The following is a 17381-nucleotide window of genomic DNA, read 5'->3' as shown; positions in this document are numbered from 1 at the left end:
GGAAAGATGGACGAGCAAGACCTGATCCAGAAGGCGAGAGAAAAGATCATGGAGATTGAGGCCCGTGCCAGGAGCAACACCCACCGCTTGGACGGCTTAGAAGCGTGGAAAGACGAAGCGGAGAGAAAACATGATGAATATGGCCAGAGGATCACCAAGACGGAGTCTGACGTGACCCATTTGACCAAGTCCATGTCGGCGCTGACCAAAGCCCTATGGGGTATTGCCAGCGCCATCCTGGTAGCCTGCGTTACATTCTTCATACGGTAATGAAAAAAGCCCTGTTCCCACCTCTGTAATAGAGGGAAGGAACAGGGCTTTCTTGTTTTCATAAAAAACTATAAGAGAAGTAGTTCTGGATCAAATTCTTTAGAAACATTTCCCCTAACGTAAGGCGGAGCGACGCTAAACTTAACAATCTCATCTTTTGTGTTGAGTTCAAAAGACATTTCCATAAGACAACTGGCACCGGGAGCAAGTGTTGTTGTTGTGTTTTCCTCATCTATATAGGTGCGTTTTAGCTCCTTTCCGCCTTGAGTGGCTTTGGTATGCAGATAGATTAGGTCTTGGTTTTCATCTGAAATATTAGTGATGTTGGTTCCTATGATAATAACGACTTGATCTAAAATGTTTTTCTCAATGCGAGCGGAACCAATGGAAATATCCAATCCACCCAGCTCTCCACTAGGCCCCTTTGAGCAAGAAGCAAGGCAAAGAATGCAGGATATCGCCAAAATAAGACTGATTATTTTCTTCATAAAAATCCCCTCCTTTTCCTTAAATTATACTAGTATTTGGATTTTAAATAAATGATTTGTCGAAATATTTGTGTAGAAAAAGGACAAGAAGATTTGTAGCGTATGACAAAATAAAAAGCAGGGACTTAATCCCTGCTAAAGATACAGCCGAACAAACCGTCGATAAAAATATAAACAACAGCATTGTTCGGACTGTGTGTGTTTTGGTGAGCCATCGGAGATTCGAACTCCGGACCCTTTGATTAAAAGTCAAATGCTCTGCCAGCTGAGCTAATGGCTCATCTCACCGCTATTCTGTTTTAGAACGCTTAATTATTATACCAATAAAAATTCCAAAAGTCAACACAAAATTTCAGTTTTTATTTTTATTTTTAAAGTGCCCAGAAAAGGGCATTCTTAGTATATACCGAAAAGAAAAAATAATAACAGGCCGGAAAAATTTCCGGCCTGTTATCGATAGAAATGCTTTTCTTATTTTGCTTTGGTCTCAATTTCCCGCTGCGCCATTTTAATGAAGATATCGGTGGGGATAGCGCCCAGGTCGCCTTCTTTTCTGGAACGGACAGAAACTGTACCGGCTTCCGCCTCCTTGTCGCCTACAATGAGCATGTAGGGAACCTTTTCCAGCTGTGCTTCCCGGATCTTGTAGCCGATTTTCTCGCTGCGTTCGTCTAACTCTACCCGCAGACCGGCAGCCCGCAGCTCCTTGAGGATCTCACGGCAGCGATCCAATTGCCGCTCACTGATCGGCAGGATTTTTGCCTGGACCGGAGAAAGCCACATGGGCAGAGCGCCTGCATATTTCTCCAGCAGCATGGCAATGGTCCGCTCATAGCAGCCTAAAGAAGTACGATGGATAATATAGGGATATTTCTGGGTATTATCTTTGTCGGTGTAGGTCATGTCGAACTGCTGCGCCAGCATCATATCGATCTGGATGGTGATGAGGGTATCCTCTTTGCCATGGACATTCTTGGTCTGAATATCCAACTTAGGACCGTAGAAGGCGGCTTCACCCTCAGCCTCGGTATAATCCAGCTCCAGATGATCCAGAATCTGACGCATAACAGACTGCGCCTCATTCCACATCTCGGGAGTTCCTTCGTATTTTTCACGATCGTTGGGATCCCATTTGGAGAAACGGTAGGTCAAATCATCGATAAGTCCCAGGTCGGTCATGACCTCTTTGACTAGTTTTAAGCAGTTTTTGAATTCTTCCTCCAACTGGTCAGGACGGACGATGAGATGGCCTTCAGAGATGGTGAACTGGCGCACACGGATAAGTCCGTGCATTTCTCCGGAGGCTTCATTGCGGAAGAGGGTGGAAGTTTCACCATAGCGCAGGGGCAGATCACGGTAAGAATGCTTCTCACTGAGGTAAATTTGGTACTGGAAGGGGCAGGTCATGGGACGCAGGGCATAAACCTCCTTGTCCTTTTCCTCGTCTCCCAGAACGAACATGCCGTCCTTATAGTGATCCCAGTGGCCGGAGAGCTTGTAAAGGTCAGATTTGGCCATATAGGGGGTTCTGGTCATAAGATAACCATATTCGTATTCTTCTTTATCTTGGATATAGCGGTTGAGGATTTGGAAGAGCTTGGCGCCTTTGGGCATCAGCAAGGGAAGTCCCTGGCCAATAATATCAGAAGTGGTAAAGTATTTCAGCTGGCGGCCAATAATGTTGTGATCCCTCTTTTTAGCCTCTTCTACAGCGGCCAGGTATTCTTCCAGTTGGCTTGCCTTGGGGAAGGCAGTGCCATAAACCCGGCAGAGCATGGGCAGATTGGAATCACCATGCCAATAGGCTCCGGTGGTGGAGGTCAATTTAAAGGCTTTGACCCGGGAGGTGTCCGGAAGATGGGGGCCTGCGCATAAGTCCACAAAGTCTCCCTGACGGAAAAAGCTGATGGGTTCCCCTTCAGAGGCGTGTTTTTCCACAAGCTCCACTTTATAGGGTTCGTTTGCTTGTTCCATCATCTTCTTGGCTTCGTCGGGGGAAAGCTCAAACCGCTCCAAAGGCAGAGCCTCCTTGACGATCTTTTTCATCTCCGCCTCGATTTTGACCAGATCTTCCTGAGAAAAGGGCTTTTCTACGTCGAAATCATAGTAAAAACCATTGTCAATGGCAGGACCGATGGCCAGTTTGGCTTCAGGGAAAAGGCGCTTGACCGCTTGTGCCAGGATGTGGGAAGCGGTGTGCCGGAAGGTCCATGCACCGTCTTTGTCATCGAAGGTAAGCAGTTCCAGCTTGCAGTCTTTGGTAAGAGGGGTGCGCAGGTCGGTGAGGACACCGTCTACATGGGCTGCGCAGCAGGCTTTGTAAAGGCCCGCGCCAAGACTTTTGGCAATTTCCATCGGCGTAATACCGGCGTCGAATTCTTTGACAACGTCGCCTTTGAGCATTACTTTGATCATTGTGATCCACTCCTTTTTCTATCTTTCCATGCATCATGATGTGTGAGGGTAACAAAAAAGCTTCATCCCAGTCTGAAATCTTCAGCAGGGATGAAGCTTGCGTATCATGTCGCGTCTCCACGGTTCCACCCAGTTTGCGCACCTTGCGGTACGCCACCTTAATTGAGCCGTAACGAGACTTCACGGCGCACTCGGAAAACCTGATGCGCATTCCAAGGGTGGTAATTTGCCCGCTCCCACTCAAAAGCGCTTGCAGCCGGTGACGCTCTCTCTCTCTGCCAGGGGAAATAGGGACAAACCTTCCTTATCAACATGTTGTTCTGTATATAGTTGTAATAAATTCTGAATAAAATAATATTAGCATGATCAAAAGCCAATGTCAACACTACAAATTTCTTGACATAGTGCCTGAGACGGATATAATATAAATATATAATGTATAAATTTGTACTTTTATACTTTTTGGTATTTTTTCCATACAAAAAGTGATATTTGTATCGTTTTTGTGTAGATTTTTTACGCAAAAAATAAAAGGTTTCCCGGTAGATCTCCGGGGACTTTCGGCGGATATGATCCGTAGAGAGTGGAGAACGTGTTTGCCTGTGAAGGATTTATCACAGGAGGAAGAAGAAGTCCGGCCGACGTATGATTCTTGGCGAGGCATGGCTGAAAAATTCACATGGTTCCGGTACTGCCCGGGAATTTGCAAACATTATACATTACAAAATTTTGATGATGAAAAATTTATTTGCAAAGGAGGTTCAATGTAGTTTCATGGATGTCATAACAATCATTGTATGCATTGTTGTTGCTGTTGTGGTTGGTGTTGCCGCCTTTTTCCTGGGCGTTACTTATAGACGCAAAGTTGCAGAAGCCGAGATCATGTCCGCGGAAGACGAGGCGAAACGGCTGGTTTCCGACGCGATAAAAGCAGCAGAAAGCAAGAAAAAAGAAGCTTTGGTGGAAGCCAAGGATGAGATTTACAAGATGCGTTCCGAGGCGGAAAAAGAGGTCAAGGACAGACGTTCAGAAGTCCAGCGTCAGGAGCGCCGTATCAATCAAAAGGAAGAAAACCTGGACCGGAAGCTGGAAAACTTCGAAAAAAAGGAAGAAGCCCTGCAGAAAAAGATCCAGGATGCCCAACATCGCCTGGAAGAGGCAGAAGAAGTCAAAAAGCGCCAGTTTGAAATGCTGGAGCGGATTTCTGGCTTCACTATTGAGCAGGCCAAAGAGTACCTGTTGCAGAACCTGGAAGACGAATTGGTACATGAGAAAGCTGTCCGCATTGATAATATGGAGTCTCAGCTTAAAGATGAGGCCGATCAAAAAGCGCGGGAAATTGTTTCCCTGGCCATTCAGCGTTGTGCAGCTGAGCATGTATCCGAGGCTACCGTGTCGGTAGTACCGCTGCCCAACGATGAGATGAAGGGCCGCATTATCGGCCGGGAAGGCCGCAATATCCGCGCTCTGGAAACCCTGACCGGCGTGGATCTCATTATCGACGATACTCCGGAAGCCATTACCCTTTCCAGTTTTGACCCGGTGCGGCGTGAAATCGCCCGCCTGTCTCTGGAAAAGCTTATTACAGACGGCCGCATTCATCCCACACGTATTGAGGAAATGGTGGAGAAATCCCGCAAGGAAGTGGAGGCCAAAATCAAACGGGACGGCGAACGTGCCGTTATGGAAACTGGCGTTCACAGCATCCATCCGGAGTTGGTCCGTTTGTTGGGCCGGATGCGTTACCGTACCAGCTATGGACAAAACGTGCTGGATCATTCTATTGAGGTTGCCTATATTGCCGGCATGATGGCGGCAGAGTTGGGGGCCGACGTGAATACAGCCCGACGTGCAGGACTGCTCCACGATATCGGAAAGGCGCTCAACCATGAGATGGAAGGCTCCCATGTGGATATCGGTGTGGACATCGCGAAGAAGTATAAGGAAAATAACGAGGTTATCCACGCTATCGCCGCCCATCATGGGGATGTGGAGGCCAAAACCATCGTGGCCTGCCTGGTACAGGCGGCTGATGCGATCAGCGCAGCCCGTCCTGGCGCGCGACGCGAGAATTTGGAAAATTATATCAAACGGCTTGAAAAACTAGAGGAAATCGCCAGCTCCTTTAACGGAGTTGAAAAATCCTATGCCATCCAGGCTGGCCGTGAGATTCGCATTATGGTCAAACCCGATGCTGTCAACGATGACCAGATGGTTCTGATGGCCCGGGAAATTGTGAAAAAGATTGAAAGTGAACTGGAATACCCTGGACAGATCAAGGTCAATGTGATCAGGGAAAACCGGGCAATCGAGTATGCGAAATAATTTGAGCAGGAAAGAGGGCCGGGTTTTCCAGCCCTCTTTTTATTTGACAATAAAGGCTGGGCTCGCAACCGGCATTCAAAAAGGTTGGGATAAACATGAGGATACTAGCGGTTGGTGATGTAGTCGGCAAAGCGGGCTGTGAGTTCTTCCGCTCCCAGATCAGCAGGTTGCGGCAGGAATATGCCTTGGATATGGTCATTGTCAATGGAGAGAATTCGGCGGAGGGAAATGGTATTACGACACCTTCGGCTAGATTTCTCTTTTCTTCCGGTGCTGATGTAATCACCACCGGAAACCATGCCCTGCGGCGCAAAGAGTGCTATGAAATTTATGAACGGCGGGACGGCGTAATCCGTCCGGCCAATTTCCACCCGGATGCCCCGGGAGAGGGCTACTACATTTTTGACGCTTTTCCTCATTCGGTGGCGGTCATCAACCTCTTGGGTCAGGTGTATATGGATGCGGTGGAGAGCCCTTTTGACTGCGTTGACAGGATTTTGGAGAAAATAGACACTCCCATTATTTTGGTGGATTTTCATGCAGAGGCCACGGCGGAGAAAATTGCCATGGCCTACCATTTAGACGGACGGGTGAGCGCTGTATTTGGCACCCATACCCATGTGCAGACAGCGGATGAGGCCATTTTCCCCAAAGGTACCGGCTATATTACCGACCTGGGGATGACCGGCCCGATTCACTCCGTTTTGGGTGTCAAACCCGAAATTGCGTTGTACAAAATGCGCACACATCTTCCCGTACGCTTCGAAAATGGAACTGATCCGTGCAAATTAGGCGGTGTAATTTTCGAAATTGATGAAAAAAACGGCAAAACAGACAAAATTTTTCGACTAAACATTCAATAATTAACGATTATTTCCTCGAACTCTTGCAATTTGCACGAAAATACGCTATTATTTAATTGCGGATTTGTATAACAGCTATAGCTACGGCAAGGGGGATTATTATGGAAATTCTTAAAGTTTCAGCAAGATCCATACCAAATTCAGTTGCAGGTGCGATAGCGGGTGTCATTCGTGAAAAAGGCGCGGTGGAAGTTCAGGCAGTTGGGGCTGGGGCTTCCAACCAGGCGGTCAAGGCGGTGGCAATTGCCAGGGGTTATTTGGCTCCCGCCGGAATCGATTTGATCTGTATTCCAGCTTTCGCCAATGTGGAAATTGATGGGGAAGAACGGACCGCCATGAAGCTTATTGTTGAGCCAAGGTAGGACGAAAGACCGAAAATCATCCTCTTGCAAGTGAAGAGAGCATCAAAAAAGAACAGAAAACAAGGGTGGGGAATCTTTGATTCCCCACCCTTATTTTATAAAACTTTTTATTGTTCTTTCATTTTTTCATTACGGATTGTCCGCATAGCGATGGCGACCTCCAGCGCCTCCTTGGCTTCCTGCAAGGCATCTGCCCCCAGTTTGACGCCAAAATAAAACTCCATCATGGCCAGCTGCTGCTGATAGAGCATCCCTTTGCCGCTGACAGTGGGAAGCCCCTGCCGTTTCGCTTCCTCCAGGAAATCGGTGGTGGGGTAGAGGACATCGGCCGCAATGCAGTTTTTAGGCAGGCGGGAGATAAAACCCAGGTGGGGGAACTGGCCCCAATGGGAGCCTCCTCCCAGACAGGTACATTGGACAGCCAGGGAGATTTCTGGGGCGACGGAGGAGAGAAACTCTTCGCTAAAGGGTCCAAAAGAGGTCTCCACACCGTAAATATTCCGGAGGGTGTCGGCGACATATTGTGCTTTTTCCAGGGTGCGGTTGACGATGGTAAACTTTTTAACCCCTCGGCTGCATAGGTCGGCGGCAATGGGGCCGGCGACCGCTCCGGCTCCGATAATCAATGCGTGCCGTCCGGAAATATCCCCCATCTCGTATTGAAGGGAGAGCCCCATTCCCGCTCCATCCAGCCCAACGCCGATAAGACGTCCATCGGCAATTTTGACGTGGTTGACACATTTAAAGGCACGGCTCGCCGGGTCGCATTCGTCCAGAAAGGGGATGATATCGGTTTTGTGGGGCATGGTCAGGTCAAAGCCTGCGGCATGGATAGTCTTGGCGGCTTTGACAAAATCGCCAAGGCCTCCTTTAGGTACGGGAACAGAAAGGTTGACAGCGTTGATATTGGCAAATTCATATAAGGCATTATGCAGATAGGTGGCACAGCATTGGTCCAACGGGTCTCCGATCTGGAACAAAATTTTGGTGTCCACATCGTATTTAAGACGCATGGTAAAACCTTCCTCTCTCATCAAGAATAATTTCTGCAAAAATCCTATATACAGAGCATACCTTCATTATAAGGCAGAATTTTTATAGGCACAAGGCGGAAAAAATAGATGAAATGGAAGAATTCTCCTGTGAGCAATTGATTTATCTGCAAAAAGTTGGTACAATATATAAGAATATTTCCGCAGTATTTTTATGAAAATTCCCCATCTGGAATCAAATGAAGTGAGGAGGGGCTTTTATGATCAAAATTGAGAATCATCTGGGAACCATTGAGATTTCCCAGGAGTTTATTGCCAATTTGGCAGGCAAAGCTGCTTCGGAATGCTTCGGCGTTGTGGGCATGGTCAACTCTACGCCATCCCAAGGGTTCCGCTCTCTGCTGAGCAAAAAAGACGCGCCGGACAAAGGAATTCGGATTCGCCAAAACGGCGGCAAATTGACCATTGATATGCATATCATCGTGACCTACGGACTGAATATTGCCGCGATTGTCAAAAGTATTGTCAATAAAGTCAGATATACTGTTGAGGATGCTACCGGATTGGATGTGCTCAAAGTCAACGTCTATGTCGACGGTATGAAGGCTGAATGACATTAGGGAGAGGAAATCGGACTGAATTTAAAGGGAGTGCTGATCACGGTGATAACAGGCCAGATATTTCGAGATGCATTGCTTTCGGCATCTAATCATATTGTCAATCAAAAACAGCAGGTGGATGAACTGAATGTATTTCCCGTGCCCGATGGGGACACAGGAACCAATATGTCCATGACCATCTCATCGGCAGCCAGGGAACTTGCGGTGATGGATCGTCCTGACGCCATTGGTGAGGTGGCCTCGGTGGCTTCTTCCGCCTTATTGCGGGGCGCGAGAGGGAACTCCGGCGTCATTTTGTCGCTGCTTTTCCGCGGCCTTTCCAAAGGTCTGCGCGGAAAGACGGAGGCCGACGGCCGGGATTTGGCCGCTGCGTTAGATCAGGGCGTCAAAGCGGCGTATAAAGCGGTGATGAAGCCAACGGAGGGAACCATTCTGACGGTGGCCCGGCTGGCTGCGGAACGGGCTGCCCAGGCGGCGGAGGAAAACGATGATCCGGTGTATGTATGGCAGGAAATATGTTCTGCGGCTGAGGACGCTCTGGCACAGACGCCGGAAATGCTTCCGGTATTGAAAAAAGCCGGTGTCGTGGATGCCGGCGGCCGGGGACTGGTGATCATCTTTGAGGGGATGATGAGCGTCTTCCGGGATGGCGTTATCATCCCTTCTAAGGAAGAGGAGAAAAAGACGTCCGCATCCAAGGCGGAAGCATCCAACGCCATTGGCGATTATGAAGGGGACATCACCTATACCTATTGTACAGAGTTTATCATCAGCAAAGAGAATCAGAATGAGCCTTTGGCGCTGCGGGCCTACCTGGAATCCATTGGCGATTGTGTGGTCGTAGTGGATGACGATGATATTATCAAAGTTCACGTCCACACCGACAATCCAGGAAAGGCATTGCAGCATGCCTTGGGCTATGGAATGCTTACCAATATTAAAATCGATAACATGCGTCTGCAATTTGCCGGCAAGAAGGCGGCCGCCAAAAAGGAACAGGAAGAGGACACCTATGTGGCGGTGGATCCTGATACTGAGTTTGGCTTTGTGGCGGTAGCGGTAGGAGATGGAGTCAGTCAGCTGTTTTCTGACCTAGGCGTCAATCAGGTGGTCAGCGGCGGCCAGACCATGAATCCCTCTACAGATGACATCCTCAAGGCCATCCATGCCACGCCGGCCAAGAATGTGTTTGTCCTGCCCAACAATAAAAATATTATCATGGCTGCGGAACAGACCATCAAGCTCGCAGATCGGAAGGTTTACGTGCTGCAGACCCGGACCATTCCTCAGGGTGTGGCCGCAATGCTGGCGTTTGACCCGGATTTGAATGTGTCAGACAACCAGATGACCATGATGAAGGCATACGAAAGGGTAGAGACAGGTCTGATTACCTTTGCGGCCCGGGATTCCGATTATGACGGCCACAATATCAAAAAGGGCGACCTGTTGGCTCTTGATAATGGAAAACTGGCCTTTACCGACAAGGATCTGAGCCATGCACTGATCAAACTGACCCGGGCCCTGCTCCATCGGGATTCCAGCTTTGTCACCCTCTACTACGGCGCTGATGTCTCCGATGAGCAAGCCGAGGAGGTGCTGGAAGCGCTGAAGGCCAAGCTTCCCGACGACATTGAGGTGACACTGATTAACGGCGGTCAGCCGGTGTATTACTACATGATTTCGGTGGAATAACCACTTTACCTATCAAAAGGAGGGGAAATCCCCTCCTTTTTTGCTCAAGGGGGGAAAGGATGCAACCGCATAAAGATATCCGCTATCTGAAGGGAGTGGGAGAAAAGCGGGCCAAGCTTTATGAGAAGCTGGGGATTACCGATCTTGCTACTCTGCTGGAACATTACCCACGATCCTATATCGATCTGACCCAGCCTGTCTCCATCGCTGGGGCGCCCCGAGAAGAGGCAGTTCCTGTCCGCGCCGCTGTAGTTTCCAAGACTGGGGAGCAGCGCATCCGCAGGGGCCTTTCCCTGTTCAAGGTGGTGGTCACCGATCACAGCAGCGACATGGTTATCACCTTTTTCAACACCAAGTTTACGGTGGAAGGGCTGAAAATCGGTGAGGAATACATTTTTTACGGCAAGGTAGAAGGGACTCTCACCAAGAGGACGATGGCCTCTCCCTTGATATTCCGCTTGGGAGAAGGGGAGGGCCTCATTCCCATCTATCCGCTGACCGAGGGGCTTTCCTCCAAACTTATCAGAGAAAATATCCGCCAGGCGCTGGATGAAACGAAAGGGATGCTGGAAGACCCTCTGACAAAAGACCTGCGGGAGAAATACCACCTTTGCCATAAATCCTACGCTGTCCAGAACATCCATTTTCCGCCAGACCGGGAGGCCATGGAGATTGCCAAAAACCGGCTGATCTTTGAGGAGCTTCTTTTTTGCCAGCTGGCCTTTCTGCAGGTGCGCAACCGCAACCGCAGGTTAAAGACCCGGCCCATGCAAGAGGTTTCTCTGGCGCCATTTTATGAGAGCCTGCCCTTCACCCTGACGGGAGCGCAGCGCCGGAGCATCGAAGAGGCCTGCCGGGATATGACCACAGGGGTGCCAATGAACCGGCTGGTCCAGGGAGACGTGGGCTCGGGCAAAACCATGGTAGCGGCGGCCTGCATCTATTTCGCGGCCAAAAACGGGGCTCAGTCGGCTTTGATGGCGCCGACAGAGATCCTGGCCCTCCAGCACTATGAGACCCTTGCTCCCGTACTGTCCGGCTTGGGGCTTGTGGCGGAGCTGCTCACCGGCTCCACCAAAGCGGCAAAACGCAGGGAGATTCAGGAGCAGCTCAAAGCAGGGGAAATCCACCTCTTGATCGGTACCCATGCCATCATCGAAGACACGGTGGAATTTCACCGGCTGGGACTGGTCATTACCGATGAGCAGCATCGGTTTGGCGTGGCCCAGCGGGTACGCCTTATGAATAAGGGGGATCATCCCCATGTACTGGTCATGTCCGCGACCCCCATTCCCCGGACACTGGCCCAGACGATCTACTGTGATCTGGATCTGTCCGTCATCGACGAACTGCCTCCAGGCCGGCAGAAGGTGCTGACCTATTGTATAGGTTCCGATAAGCGGATGCGGGCTTTTGGCTTCATCAAAAAACATCTGGATGCAGGGCGTCAAGCCTATATTGTATGTCCACTGGTGGAGGCCAACGGGGAAAGCGGGTTAAAACCAGCCACGGATTATGAAAAGCTTTTGGAGGAGCGCTATTTCAAAGGCTATCGGGTGGGGCTTCTCCATGGAAAGATGAAATCCAAGGAAAAAGAGGAGGCCATCACCCGGTTTAAAAACGGGGATATGCAGCTGCTGGTTTCTACTACTGTCGTGGAGGTGGGGGTGGATGTGCCCAATGCGGTGATTATGATGATCGAAAACGCAGAACGGTTCGGCCTGTCCCAGCTGCACCAGCTCCGCGGACGGGTGGGCCGCGGCAAAGATCAGTCTTACTGCATCCTGCTCAGTGACGCCAGGGGAGAGTTGACCCGCCGGCGGCTGGAAGTGATGTGCAAGACAAACGATGGCTTTGCCATTGCCAGGGAGGATCTGAATCTGAGAGGACCTGGCGATTTTTTCGGGGTGAGGCAGCATGGCCTTCCCACCCTAAAACTGGCCGACCTGCTCACCGACACCATAGTGCTTCAGAGAGCCCAGGAAGCCGCACGGGAAATCCTCTCTGCTGATCCAGACCTTTCCCTTCCGGAACATAAACCGCTGCTTTCCAAGGTGGAAAAGATGATGCGGGAAGTGGATTAAAAAGAAAAGCGCTTCGGATGACCGAAGCGCTTTTTTACTTTCCGATGGATTTACCGTACCGGCACATAGTCGATGGCGGATTCCTCATCCGTCGCCTCTAGCTTCATGATGACCGGACGCAGGCCGTCGTTACAGCTGCAGATGGCAACGCCAGGCTTTCTGATCCAGTCGCCGTAATAGAAAAGACCGTCTCCAGCGCCATGGGCCAGAGCGAATACATACTGATAGATGGCTTTCCAGGCCTCATCGCAAAAGCCGTCAGGCTTGGCGTAATCCGCATAAAAAATCTGGCCTTCCTTCATCATGGGACATGGGCCCAGCCCTTCCACGCCGTATTCCAGCGCCAACTGCTGATCCAAGGTGGTTTTGAGTATGGTGATCTTCACTTTCTTCATAAAAATTCCTCCCGCGGATGTCCAAAGATACCTGTGAATCCTATGGATAAGAAAAACACGCTTTCATCAAACGAGAAAGCGTGTTTTAACGCGGCAGATTGCCGCTGGTGGAGTACAGGACTTCAAATCCGAACCGAAAGCCGCAGAAACGTCCGCCAACGACACTGTTTGGGTTCCGTTTTTGTAATTGTAGGTGAAAACCAGCCGGTCGTCAAATACATAGATGCTGTTGAGAAAAATATCGATGATCTGCCGCTGGTATTCCTTGTTGCTTGGGTCGCCATATTTGAACCGGCTGATCCATTCGATAATGTCTTCCCGGCTGTATTTTGGCCTTTCCAGTTCTGCCTGTAAAATGCTGGCCTTCAAATCTTCCCGCAGCTTTTCCAGTTCCTCCAGCCGCTCTTTGGTACTGTTGGTCAGTATCCCTTGCTGAATGGCATTAAGCATATTCTCAATCCCACGGTTGGTGTCTGCAAGCTGTTTGCGCAGCAGAGGGAGAGTATTGTCCTCTGTGTTCTGCAATTCCACCAGCTTGTCCGCAATTTGGGCGATCAGTTCATCCTGAAAGACACGCTGTATTGTGTACTGTACAGCAATACACTCTATCCAGTCTTTCTTCACCGCTTTCTTGCGGCAGCCCAGCTTTCTCTTGGCTCCGCTGCATTTGTAATAGCGATAAATCGCACCTGTGTGGGATTTGCCGCTCTCGCCAATCATCATCCGCCCACAGTGGCCGCAAAACAGCTTGGTGGTCAACAGATATTCTTCCTCAGCCTTGGCCCTTGCCGGAGTCCTTTTGTTCTTTTCCACTCTCATCTGCACCCTTTCAAACAAATCCTTTGGGATAATACTCGGTACACCGTCAGGGATGATGATGTCTTTGTACCGATATTCTCCGATGTATTTCCGGTTACACAAGACACTGTGAAGGCTGTTGGGACGGAATGGCTTCTGTTTTTGCGTCAGGATATGCCGTTCATTCAGAGAAGTGATAATGCTGCGAACCGTTTCACCCTCTGCATATCTCTGGTAGATCTCCCGCACAATCGGGGCGGTCAATGGATCAATTCTGAGATGTTGGTCGTCGGTCAGTTGATAGCCGAGCGGAATCCCGCCGCCGTTGTTTTTTCCCTTCAACGCATTTTCCGTAAGGCCCCGGTTGATTTTCTGCGCCAGCTCCGCTGAATAGTATTCCGCCATTCCTTCCAACATAGATTCCAGAATAATGCCCTCCGGCCCATCGGATATGTTTTCCGTGGCAGATACCACCTTGACGCCGTTTCGTCGGAGCACGGCTTTGTAATGGGCGCTGTCGTAACGGTTACGGGCAAACCGATCCAGCTTCCACACCAGCACAGTGTCGAACAGTCCCTTTGCGCTGTCCTGCACCATCTTCTGAAATTCCGGGCGGTTGTCTGTTTTGGCCGACAGCGCCCGGTCAATGTAACTGCACAGAATCGTAATCCCGTTTTTATCGGCGTATTCTTTGCATTCCCGAAGCTGCCCTTCGATGCTTTCCTCCCGCTGATTGTCGCTGCTGTATCTGGCGTAAATCACCGCCTTCATCCACATCACCTCCGTTTGTCTGTTTTAAGGGGTTTGGGTTCTCCCAAGGTGCGTTTGGTGGATATCCAGACGCTATGCTTGCGAAACCAGTCACCGGCTGGAAAACCGTTTTCCCAGCACCACACACTACCACAACTGCTGCCAGAAAGCTATCACCAACCCATACAAATTCCGGCCTCAAATCTATCAAAAAAGTACCGGCTGGGAAAGAAAAACTCTCCCAGCCCGGCGGGAACTTTCAACTGTGCCGCTCCCTTTCTTCATGCCATTCTTTCAGCGTCTGTTTGCCTTGTTCGCTTTCAAAAAACGCCTGCATCTGGGGAAGCAATGTGCGGGCAAGGCTTTCCACCGCTGACTGTGGTATTGATCCTGCCTTATTTTCTAAAACTGCTCGATTACCGGACACCCCTCCTTTTCCGTAATACTCTTTTTCTTTCCCAGCTGGTAAGAGATTTGGGGTGGGAAGCGTCAGCTTGCCGCCCCCTGTAGTCCCCCTCCAAGTAGGAAAGATTGTATGCCGTAGTCTAACACGGGAAGCTTGCCATTTCAAGGTTTTTGCAGTATAATATAAGAAATCATAACTTGTAAAATTATAATTCCCATAAGAAAGAGAGAAGCCATGGAAGAATATCGCTTTGAACATAAAGAACCTTTGACTCAGCGAGTAGTCTTAGCGTTGAGAGTCAATACCAAACAGCTGAAGGAACATTTGTGGCTGGGAACAGAATACGAGGTAGGGACCGCTTTGCGTAGTTTGGATAAACCCTTGTATCTTGCCCAAACCCGCCCGCTGGGGGCGTTTTGGTGCGAGTTCGGGAAAAGCTCCGCCGAGGGCTGGACAGAAGCTGTTTGGGCCCTTTGTGAGGCACTGTCGGCGAGGAAAACGGTAGAGCGTGACGAGCAAGAGCAAAAGGCGGCAGAGCTTCTCTCCCGGCTGACCGTTGGAAATGCCGCCGCCCTGTATGCTGCCATTCAGATTTGGGAGATGTACCTGCGCTGCTGTCGAGGAAGGGACAAACATAAAGCGGAAGCAGCCCTGCGGGATTATGCGCAGCTGCTGATCTTGCCCTTTGGGGAATACTCGCCGGAGATGGCTAACTGGAAATGGGGAAAGACTGTCGTACCCGTGTGGAATGCTCGGGAAGACGCCAAGCTGGAGATTTGGTATCCCCATGGAGAAGTTCCCTTTGAATGTGCGGTGGTAAGCGGTTCCCTGCGGCCGGCTCTTATCTATTACCGACAGCGGATACTGGATGCCGGCATGGTCATGCGCACCTGCAACCAATGTGGGCGGGTGTTCTTCGCCCCGGATGCCCGCAGTAACTTGTGCAGTGAACGGTGCCGCAAGGCCAGTAAAAGGGCGGCAAGAAAGAGTTTTGACCGCAAATCCAAAGAGGCGGAGTATGAGCAGGCCTACAAGCGAGAGTATATGTTCTGGTACAACCGCGTCAAGAAGCTGGAAAAGAACCATGTCTCAAGGGAGCAATTGGAGAAAGCGCAAAGTGCGCTAAAACAATTCCGAAAGGAAGCTGGCCAGCGCAAAAAACAGATTCAGAACGGGGAGTTATCTACGGTACAATTTATGAACTGGATGATTGGGCAAGAGGCTATTATTCAGGAAATTTGCGGCGGGTAAGAGGAACAGACTATCCACATGGATAGCCTGTTCCCGTTTAAATGTATTGGATTTGGATGGTTGGATGGCCAGGTGGATAGCCATCCAGTCTGATTCTTTCCTTGCGTTACGGCACAAAATGGACGTGCAATCGGTCCAGGCTGTGCCGGTATAGAGTTCTCCTCTTTTTCGAATCCACATCTTGACCAGTTGCCTACGGCTAACTATAATAAAGAAAGAACTCCCCTCCCAGCGCAGTTAAGTGGGATGGCGGAATACTGGATACTAAGCGCATATTGGTTAGCGTATACTAACTTATAAGTGAAAGGGGGATGTATATGAACTGGATGCGCACCATCTTGGACGGGTTCGCCATGGCGGTCTATTTTAACCTGTTCGCCGCGGCGGTGGCGCTGTATAGGCCCCGGCTGATGTTTCCCTGCTATCCGCCCGCCATCATCAAGGCGGCAAAAGATCCGCCGACAAAGGCCGAAAACCGTTTTTACTGGCTTTGGATCTGCTTTGGGGAGTGGCTGCCCCTCCTTCTCTATGGTGCGGTCAGCACTGTGGAGGGCGAGACAACCGGCTTCTGGCGTTTGGCCCTGACGGGATATATCCAGTGGATGGTCGTCAATGTCTGTGATCTGCTTTTTCTGGACTTCTGGCTGATACAGAAAAAAGCAAAACGCCGTTTTATCATCTCAGGAACCGAAGGGCACCCAGGCTATGGGTTCAAAGCCTGGATGAAGGAATACGCTCTGCCGGAGCATCTGCTCCAGTGGCCGCTCTTGCTGTGCCCCCTCATGGCGGCGGCCCAGGCGGGATTGTGTCTGCTGCTGCAAAAAATTTGATAATAAGGAGATGGTTCAAATGAAGCAAAATCAAGTTCAGCAAAAAGAAATCCGCCTTGGGACGCATGGGGAACATTACGGGAGCTGGATGTCAAACCCTGTTTTCTATGTGATAGGCGCCCTTTTGGCGTTGTCTGTGGTACTGGCGGTACTGTCCTTTGCGGTGTTCCATATCACGGCGCTTGGTGTGGTGTTCGTGATTGCCGCAGTGATTCTGCTGGCGCTGCTCCTGTGGTGCGCCTGGATACGGCGGCAGTATGCCTTTGGGGGCGGCGGCATGATGGATCGGACCCACCTGGTTGTCCTCTCCCATCTTAATTTCGACGGCCAGGGCAGCCTCTTAGAGGTGGGCTGCGGCTCCGGGGCGCTGAGCATCCGGGCGGCGCTGACCTGGCCGGATGCTGAGGTCACCGGCATCGACTATTGGGGCGCGGCCTACGGCTACGGCCAGGCCATGTGCGAGAAAAACGCCGCAAGCGAGGGCGCGGCGGCCCGGTGCGTATTCAAGCATGGGGACGCGAACAAGCTGGATTTCCCTGATGAGAGTTTCGACGCCGTGGTGAGCAACTATGTCTACCACAATGTAATGGGTGCGGACAAGCAGGCTCTGCTGTTGGAGACCCTGCGGGTGCTGAAAAAAGGCGGCGTGTTCGCCCTCAACGATGAGATGAAGCCCCACATGTACGGGAACATGGAGGCCTTCGCCCAGGAACTGCGGGACATGGGATATGCGGATGTACGGCTCATCGACACGGCCCAGGAGGCTTTCGGTTCCCGCCGCCGGGCGGCCATGATGATGCTGGGCGACTCCCGGATGCTGGTGGGGCGGAAGTAAGACGG

At 50.5% G+C, this 17381-nt stretch carries 16 protein-coding genes and 1 tRNA gene; 10 read left to right on the top strand and 7 right to left on the bottom strand.

All coding sequences use genetic code 11. The features are described from left to right. Positions 1-270, top strand: a 270-nt coding sequence (locus tag WGC32_RS01765; protein ID WP_342680483.1) for a hypothetical protein, incomplete at its 5' end; no start/stop codon positions are given. Between the two features lie 68 nt (positions 271-338). Here the strand turns inward: WGC32_RS01765 and WGC32_RS01760 are convergent. From WGC32_RS01760 to thrS, 3 genes are all read right to left on the bottom strand, one after another. Next, positions 339-758, bottom strand: a complete 420-nt coding sequence (locus WGC32_RS01760) for a DUF5067 domain-containing protein (RefSeq protein WP_342680482.1) — start codon at positions 756-758, stop codon at positions 339-341. 204 nt (positions 759-962) lie between these two features. Beyond that, positions 963-1038 (bottom strand) — tRNA-Lys (locus WGC32_RS01755). A 191-nt stretch (positions 1039-1229) separates the two neighbouring features. After that, positions 1230-3173, bottom strand: coding sequence for a threonine--tRNA ligase (gene thrS / locus WGC32_RS01750; RefSeq protein ID WP_342680481.1), 1944 nt, complete (start codon positions 3171-3173; stop codon positions 1230-1232). A gap of 774 nt (positions 3174-3947) precedes the next feature. Here thrS and rny point away from each other — a divergent pair. From rny to WGC32_RS01735, 3 genes are all read left to right on the top strand, one after another. Then, positions 3948-5498, top strand: a complete 1551-nt coding sequence (gene rny / locus WGC32_RS01745) for a ribonuclease Y (protein ID WP_191482400.1) — start codon at positions 3948-3950, stop codon at positions 5496-5498. Positions 5499-5593: 95 nt separating this feature from the next. Next, positions 5594-6361, top strand: a complete 768-nt coding sequence (locus tag WGC32_RS01740) for a TIGR00282 family metallophosphoesterase (RefSeq protein WP_342680480.1) — start codon at positions 5594-5596, stop codon at positions 6359-6361. Positions 6362-6462: 101 nt separating this feature from the next. After that, positions 6463-6723 carry a stage V sporulation protein S gene (locus tag WGC32_RS01735; protein ID WP_191482402.1) on the top strand — a complete coding sequence of 87 codons (261 nt, stop codon included), beginning with the start codon at positions 6463-6465 and terminating at the stop codon, positions 6721-6723. 107 nt (positions 6724-6830) lie between these two features. On the opposite strand, the gene WGC32_RS01730 is transcribed toward WGC32_RS01735, so the two are convergent. After that, on the bottom strand, positions 6831-7736 hold the full coding sequence (locus tag WGC32_RS01730) for a hypothetical protein (protein ID WP_191510385.1): 906 nt from the start codon (positions 7734-7736) through the stop codon (positions 6831-6833). A 239-nt stretch (positions 7737-7975) separates the two neighbouring features. Between WGC32_RS01730 and WGC32_RS01725 the strand changes: the two genes are divergently transcribed. The 3 genes from WGC32_RS01725 to recG are packed head-to-tail and all read left to right on the top strand — an operon-like array spanning position 7976 to position 12111. Then, positions 7976-8329, top strand: a complete 354-nt coding sequence (locus tag WGC32_RS01725; RefSeq protein WP_191482404.1) for an Asp23/Gls24 family envelope stress response protein — start codon at positions 7976-7978, stop codon at positions 8327-8329. A gap of 48 nt (positions 8330-8377) precedes the next feature. Next, positions 8378-10027, top strand: coding sequence for a DAK2 domain-containing protein (locus tag WGC32_RS01720; RefSeq protein ID WP_342680479.1), 1650 nt, complete (start codon positions 8378-8380; stop codon positions 10025-10027). Between the two features lie 59 nt (positions 10028-10086). After that, positions 10087-12111 (top strand): ATP-dependent DNA helicase RecG, encoded by a 2025-nt coding sequence (gene recG / locus WGC32_RS01715; RefSeq protein WP_342680478.1) that lies wholly within the window; start codon positions 10087-10089, stop codon positions 12109-12111. A gap of 50 nt (positions 12112-12161) precedes the next feature. On the opposite strand, the gene WGC32_RS01710 is transcribed toward recG, so the two are convergent. The 3 genes from WGC32_RS01710 to WGC32_RS01700 all read right to left on the bottom strand — a co-directional run bounded on the left by WGC32_RS01710 (position 12162) and on the right by WGC32_RS01700 (position 14718). Then, positions 12162-12506, bottom strand: coding sequence for a TIGR04076 family protein (locus tag WGC32_RS01710; protein ID WP_342680477.1), 345 nt, complete (start codon positions 12504-12506; stop codon positions 12162-12164). A 66-nt stretch (positions 12507-12572) separates the two neighbouring features. Next, positions 12573-14075, bottom strand: a complete 1503-nt coding sequence (locus WGC32_RS01705) for a recombinase family protein (protein WP_342680476.1) — start codon at positions 14073-14075, stop codon at positions 12573-12575. Positions 14076-14313: 238 nt separating this feature from the next. After that, positions 14314-14718, bottom strand: a complete 405-nt coding sequence (locus tag WGC32_RS01700; protein WP_342680475.1) for a hypothetical protein — start codon at positions 14716-14718, stop codon at positions 14314-14316. On the opposite strand from WGC32_RS01700, the gene WGC32_RS01695 reads away from it, so the two are divergent. The 3 genes from WGC32_RS01695 to WGC32_RS01685 all read left to right on the top strand — a co-directional run bounded on the left by WGC32_RS01695 (position 14695) and on the right by WGC32_RS01685 (position 17376). Beyond that, on the top strand, positions 14695-15711 hold the full coding sequence (locus WGC32_RS01695; protein WP_342680474.1) for a DUF6076 domain-containing protein: 1017 nt from the start codon (positions 14695-14697) through the stop codon (positions 15709-15711). The two genes, WGC32_RS01700 and WGC32_RS01695, sit on opposite strands and share 24 nt — an antisense overlap. A gap of 317 nt (positions 15712-16028) precedes the next feature. Then, complete coding sequence (locus tag WGC32_RS01690) at positions 16029-16541, top strand: hypothetical protein (protein WP_342680473.1); 513 nt, start codon at positions 16029-16031, stop codon at positions 16539-16541. Between the two features lie 19 nt (positions 16542-16560). Further along, the gene (locus WGC32_RS01685) at positions 16561-17376 is read left to right on the top strand and encodes a class I SAM-dependent methyltransferase (protein WP_342680472.1); all 816 of its coding nucleotides are present in this window, start codon (positions 16561-16563) and stop codon (positions 17374-17376) included. The last annotated feature ends 5 nt before the right edge of the window (positions 17377-17381 follow it).

The sequence above is a fragment of the Zongyangia acetica genome (genome assembly GCF_038739695.1).
In the GTDB taxonomy this organism is placed as follows: domain Bacteria; phylum Bacillota; class Clostridia; order Oscillospirales; family Ruminococcaceae; genus Zongyangia; species Zongyangia gallinarum.
This window is presented reverse-complemented; position numbering and strand designations above follow the sequence as displayed.

Excerpts from the sequence above, each read along its gene's own strand:
- WGC32_RS01700 (WP_342680475.1), bottom strand. The coding sequence starts at position 14,718 with ATGTTCAAAGCGATATTCTTCCATGGCTTCTCTCTTTCTTATGGGAAT.
- WGC32_RS01730 (WP_191510385.1), bottom strand. The coding sequence starts at position 7,736 with ATGCGTCTTAAATACGATGTGGACACCAAAATTTTGTTCCAGATCGGA.
- WGC32_RS01760 (WP_342680482.1), bottom strand. The coding sequence starts at position 758 with ATGAAGAAAATAATCAGTCTTATTTTGGCGATATCCTGCATTCTTTGC.
- WGC32_RS01690 (WP_342680473.1), top strand. The coding sequence starts at position 16,029 with ATGAACTGGATGCGCACCATCTTGGACGGGTTCGCCATGGCGGTCTAT.
- thrS (WP_342680481.1), bottom strand. The coding sequence starts at position 3,173 with ATGATCAAAGTAATGCTCAAAGGCGACGTTGTCAAAGAATTCGACGCC.
- WGC32_RS01735 (WP_191482402.1), top strand. The coding sequence starts at position 6,463 with ATGGAAATTCTTAAAGTTTCAGCAAGATCCATACCAAATTCAGTTGCA.
- WGC32_RS01725 (WP_191482404.1), top strand. The coding sequence starts at position 7,976 with ATGATCAAAATTGAGAATCATCTGGGAACCATTGAGATTTCCCAGGAG.
- WGC32_RS01740 (WP_342680480.1), top strand. The coding sequence starts at position 5,594 with ATGAGGATACTAGCGGTTGGTGATGTAGTCGGCAAAGCGGGCTGTGAG.
- recG (WP_342680478.1), top strand. The coding sequence starts at position 10,087 with ATGCAACCGCATAAAGATATCCGCTATCTGAAGGGAGTGGGAGAAAAG.
- rny (WP_191482400.1), top strand. The coding sequence starts at position 3,948 with ATGGATGTCATAACAATCATTGTATGCATTGTTGTTGCTGTTGTGGTT.
- WGC32_RS01685 (WP_342680472.1), top strand. The coding sequence starts at position 16,561 with ATGAAGCAAAATCAAGTTCAGCAAAAAGAAATCCGCCTTGGGACGCAT.
- WGC32_RS01710 (WP_342680477.1), bottom strand. The coding sequence starts at position 12,506 with ATGAAGAAAGTGAAGATCACCATACTCAAAACCACCTTGGATCAGCAG.
- WGC32_RS01705 (WP_342680476.1), bottom strand. The coding sequence starts at position 14,075 with ATGAAGGCGGTGATTTACGCCAGATACAGCAGCGACAATCAGCGGGAG.
- WGC32_RS01695 (WP_342680474.1), top strand. The coding sequence starts at position 14,695 with ATGGAAGAATATCGCTTTGAACATAAAGAACCTTTGACTCAGCGAGTA.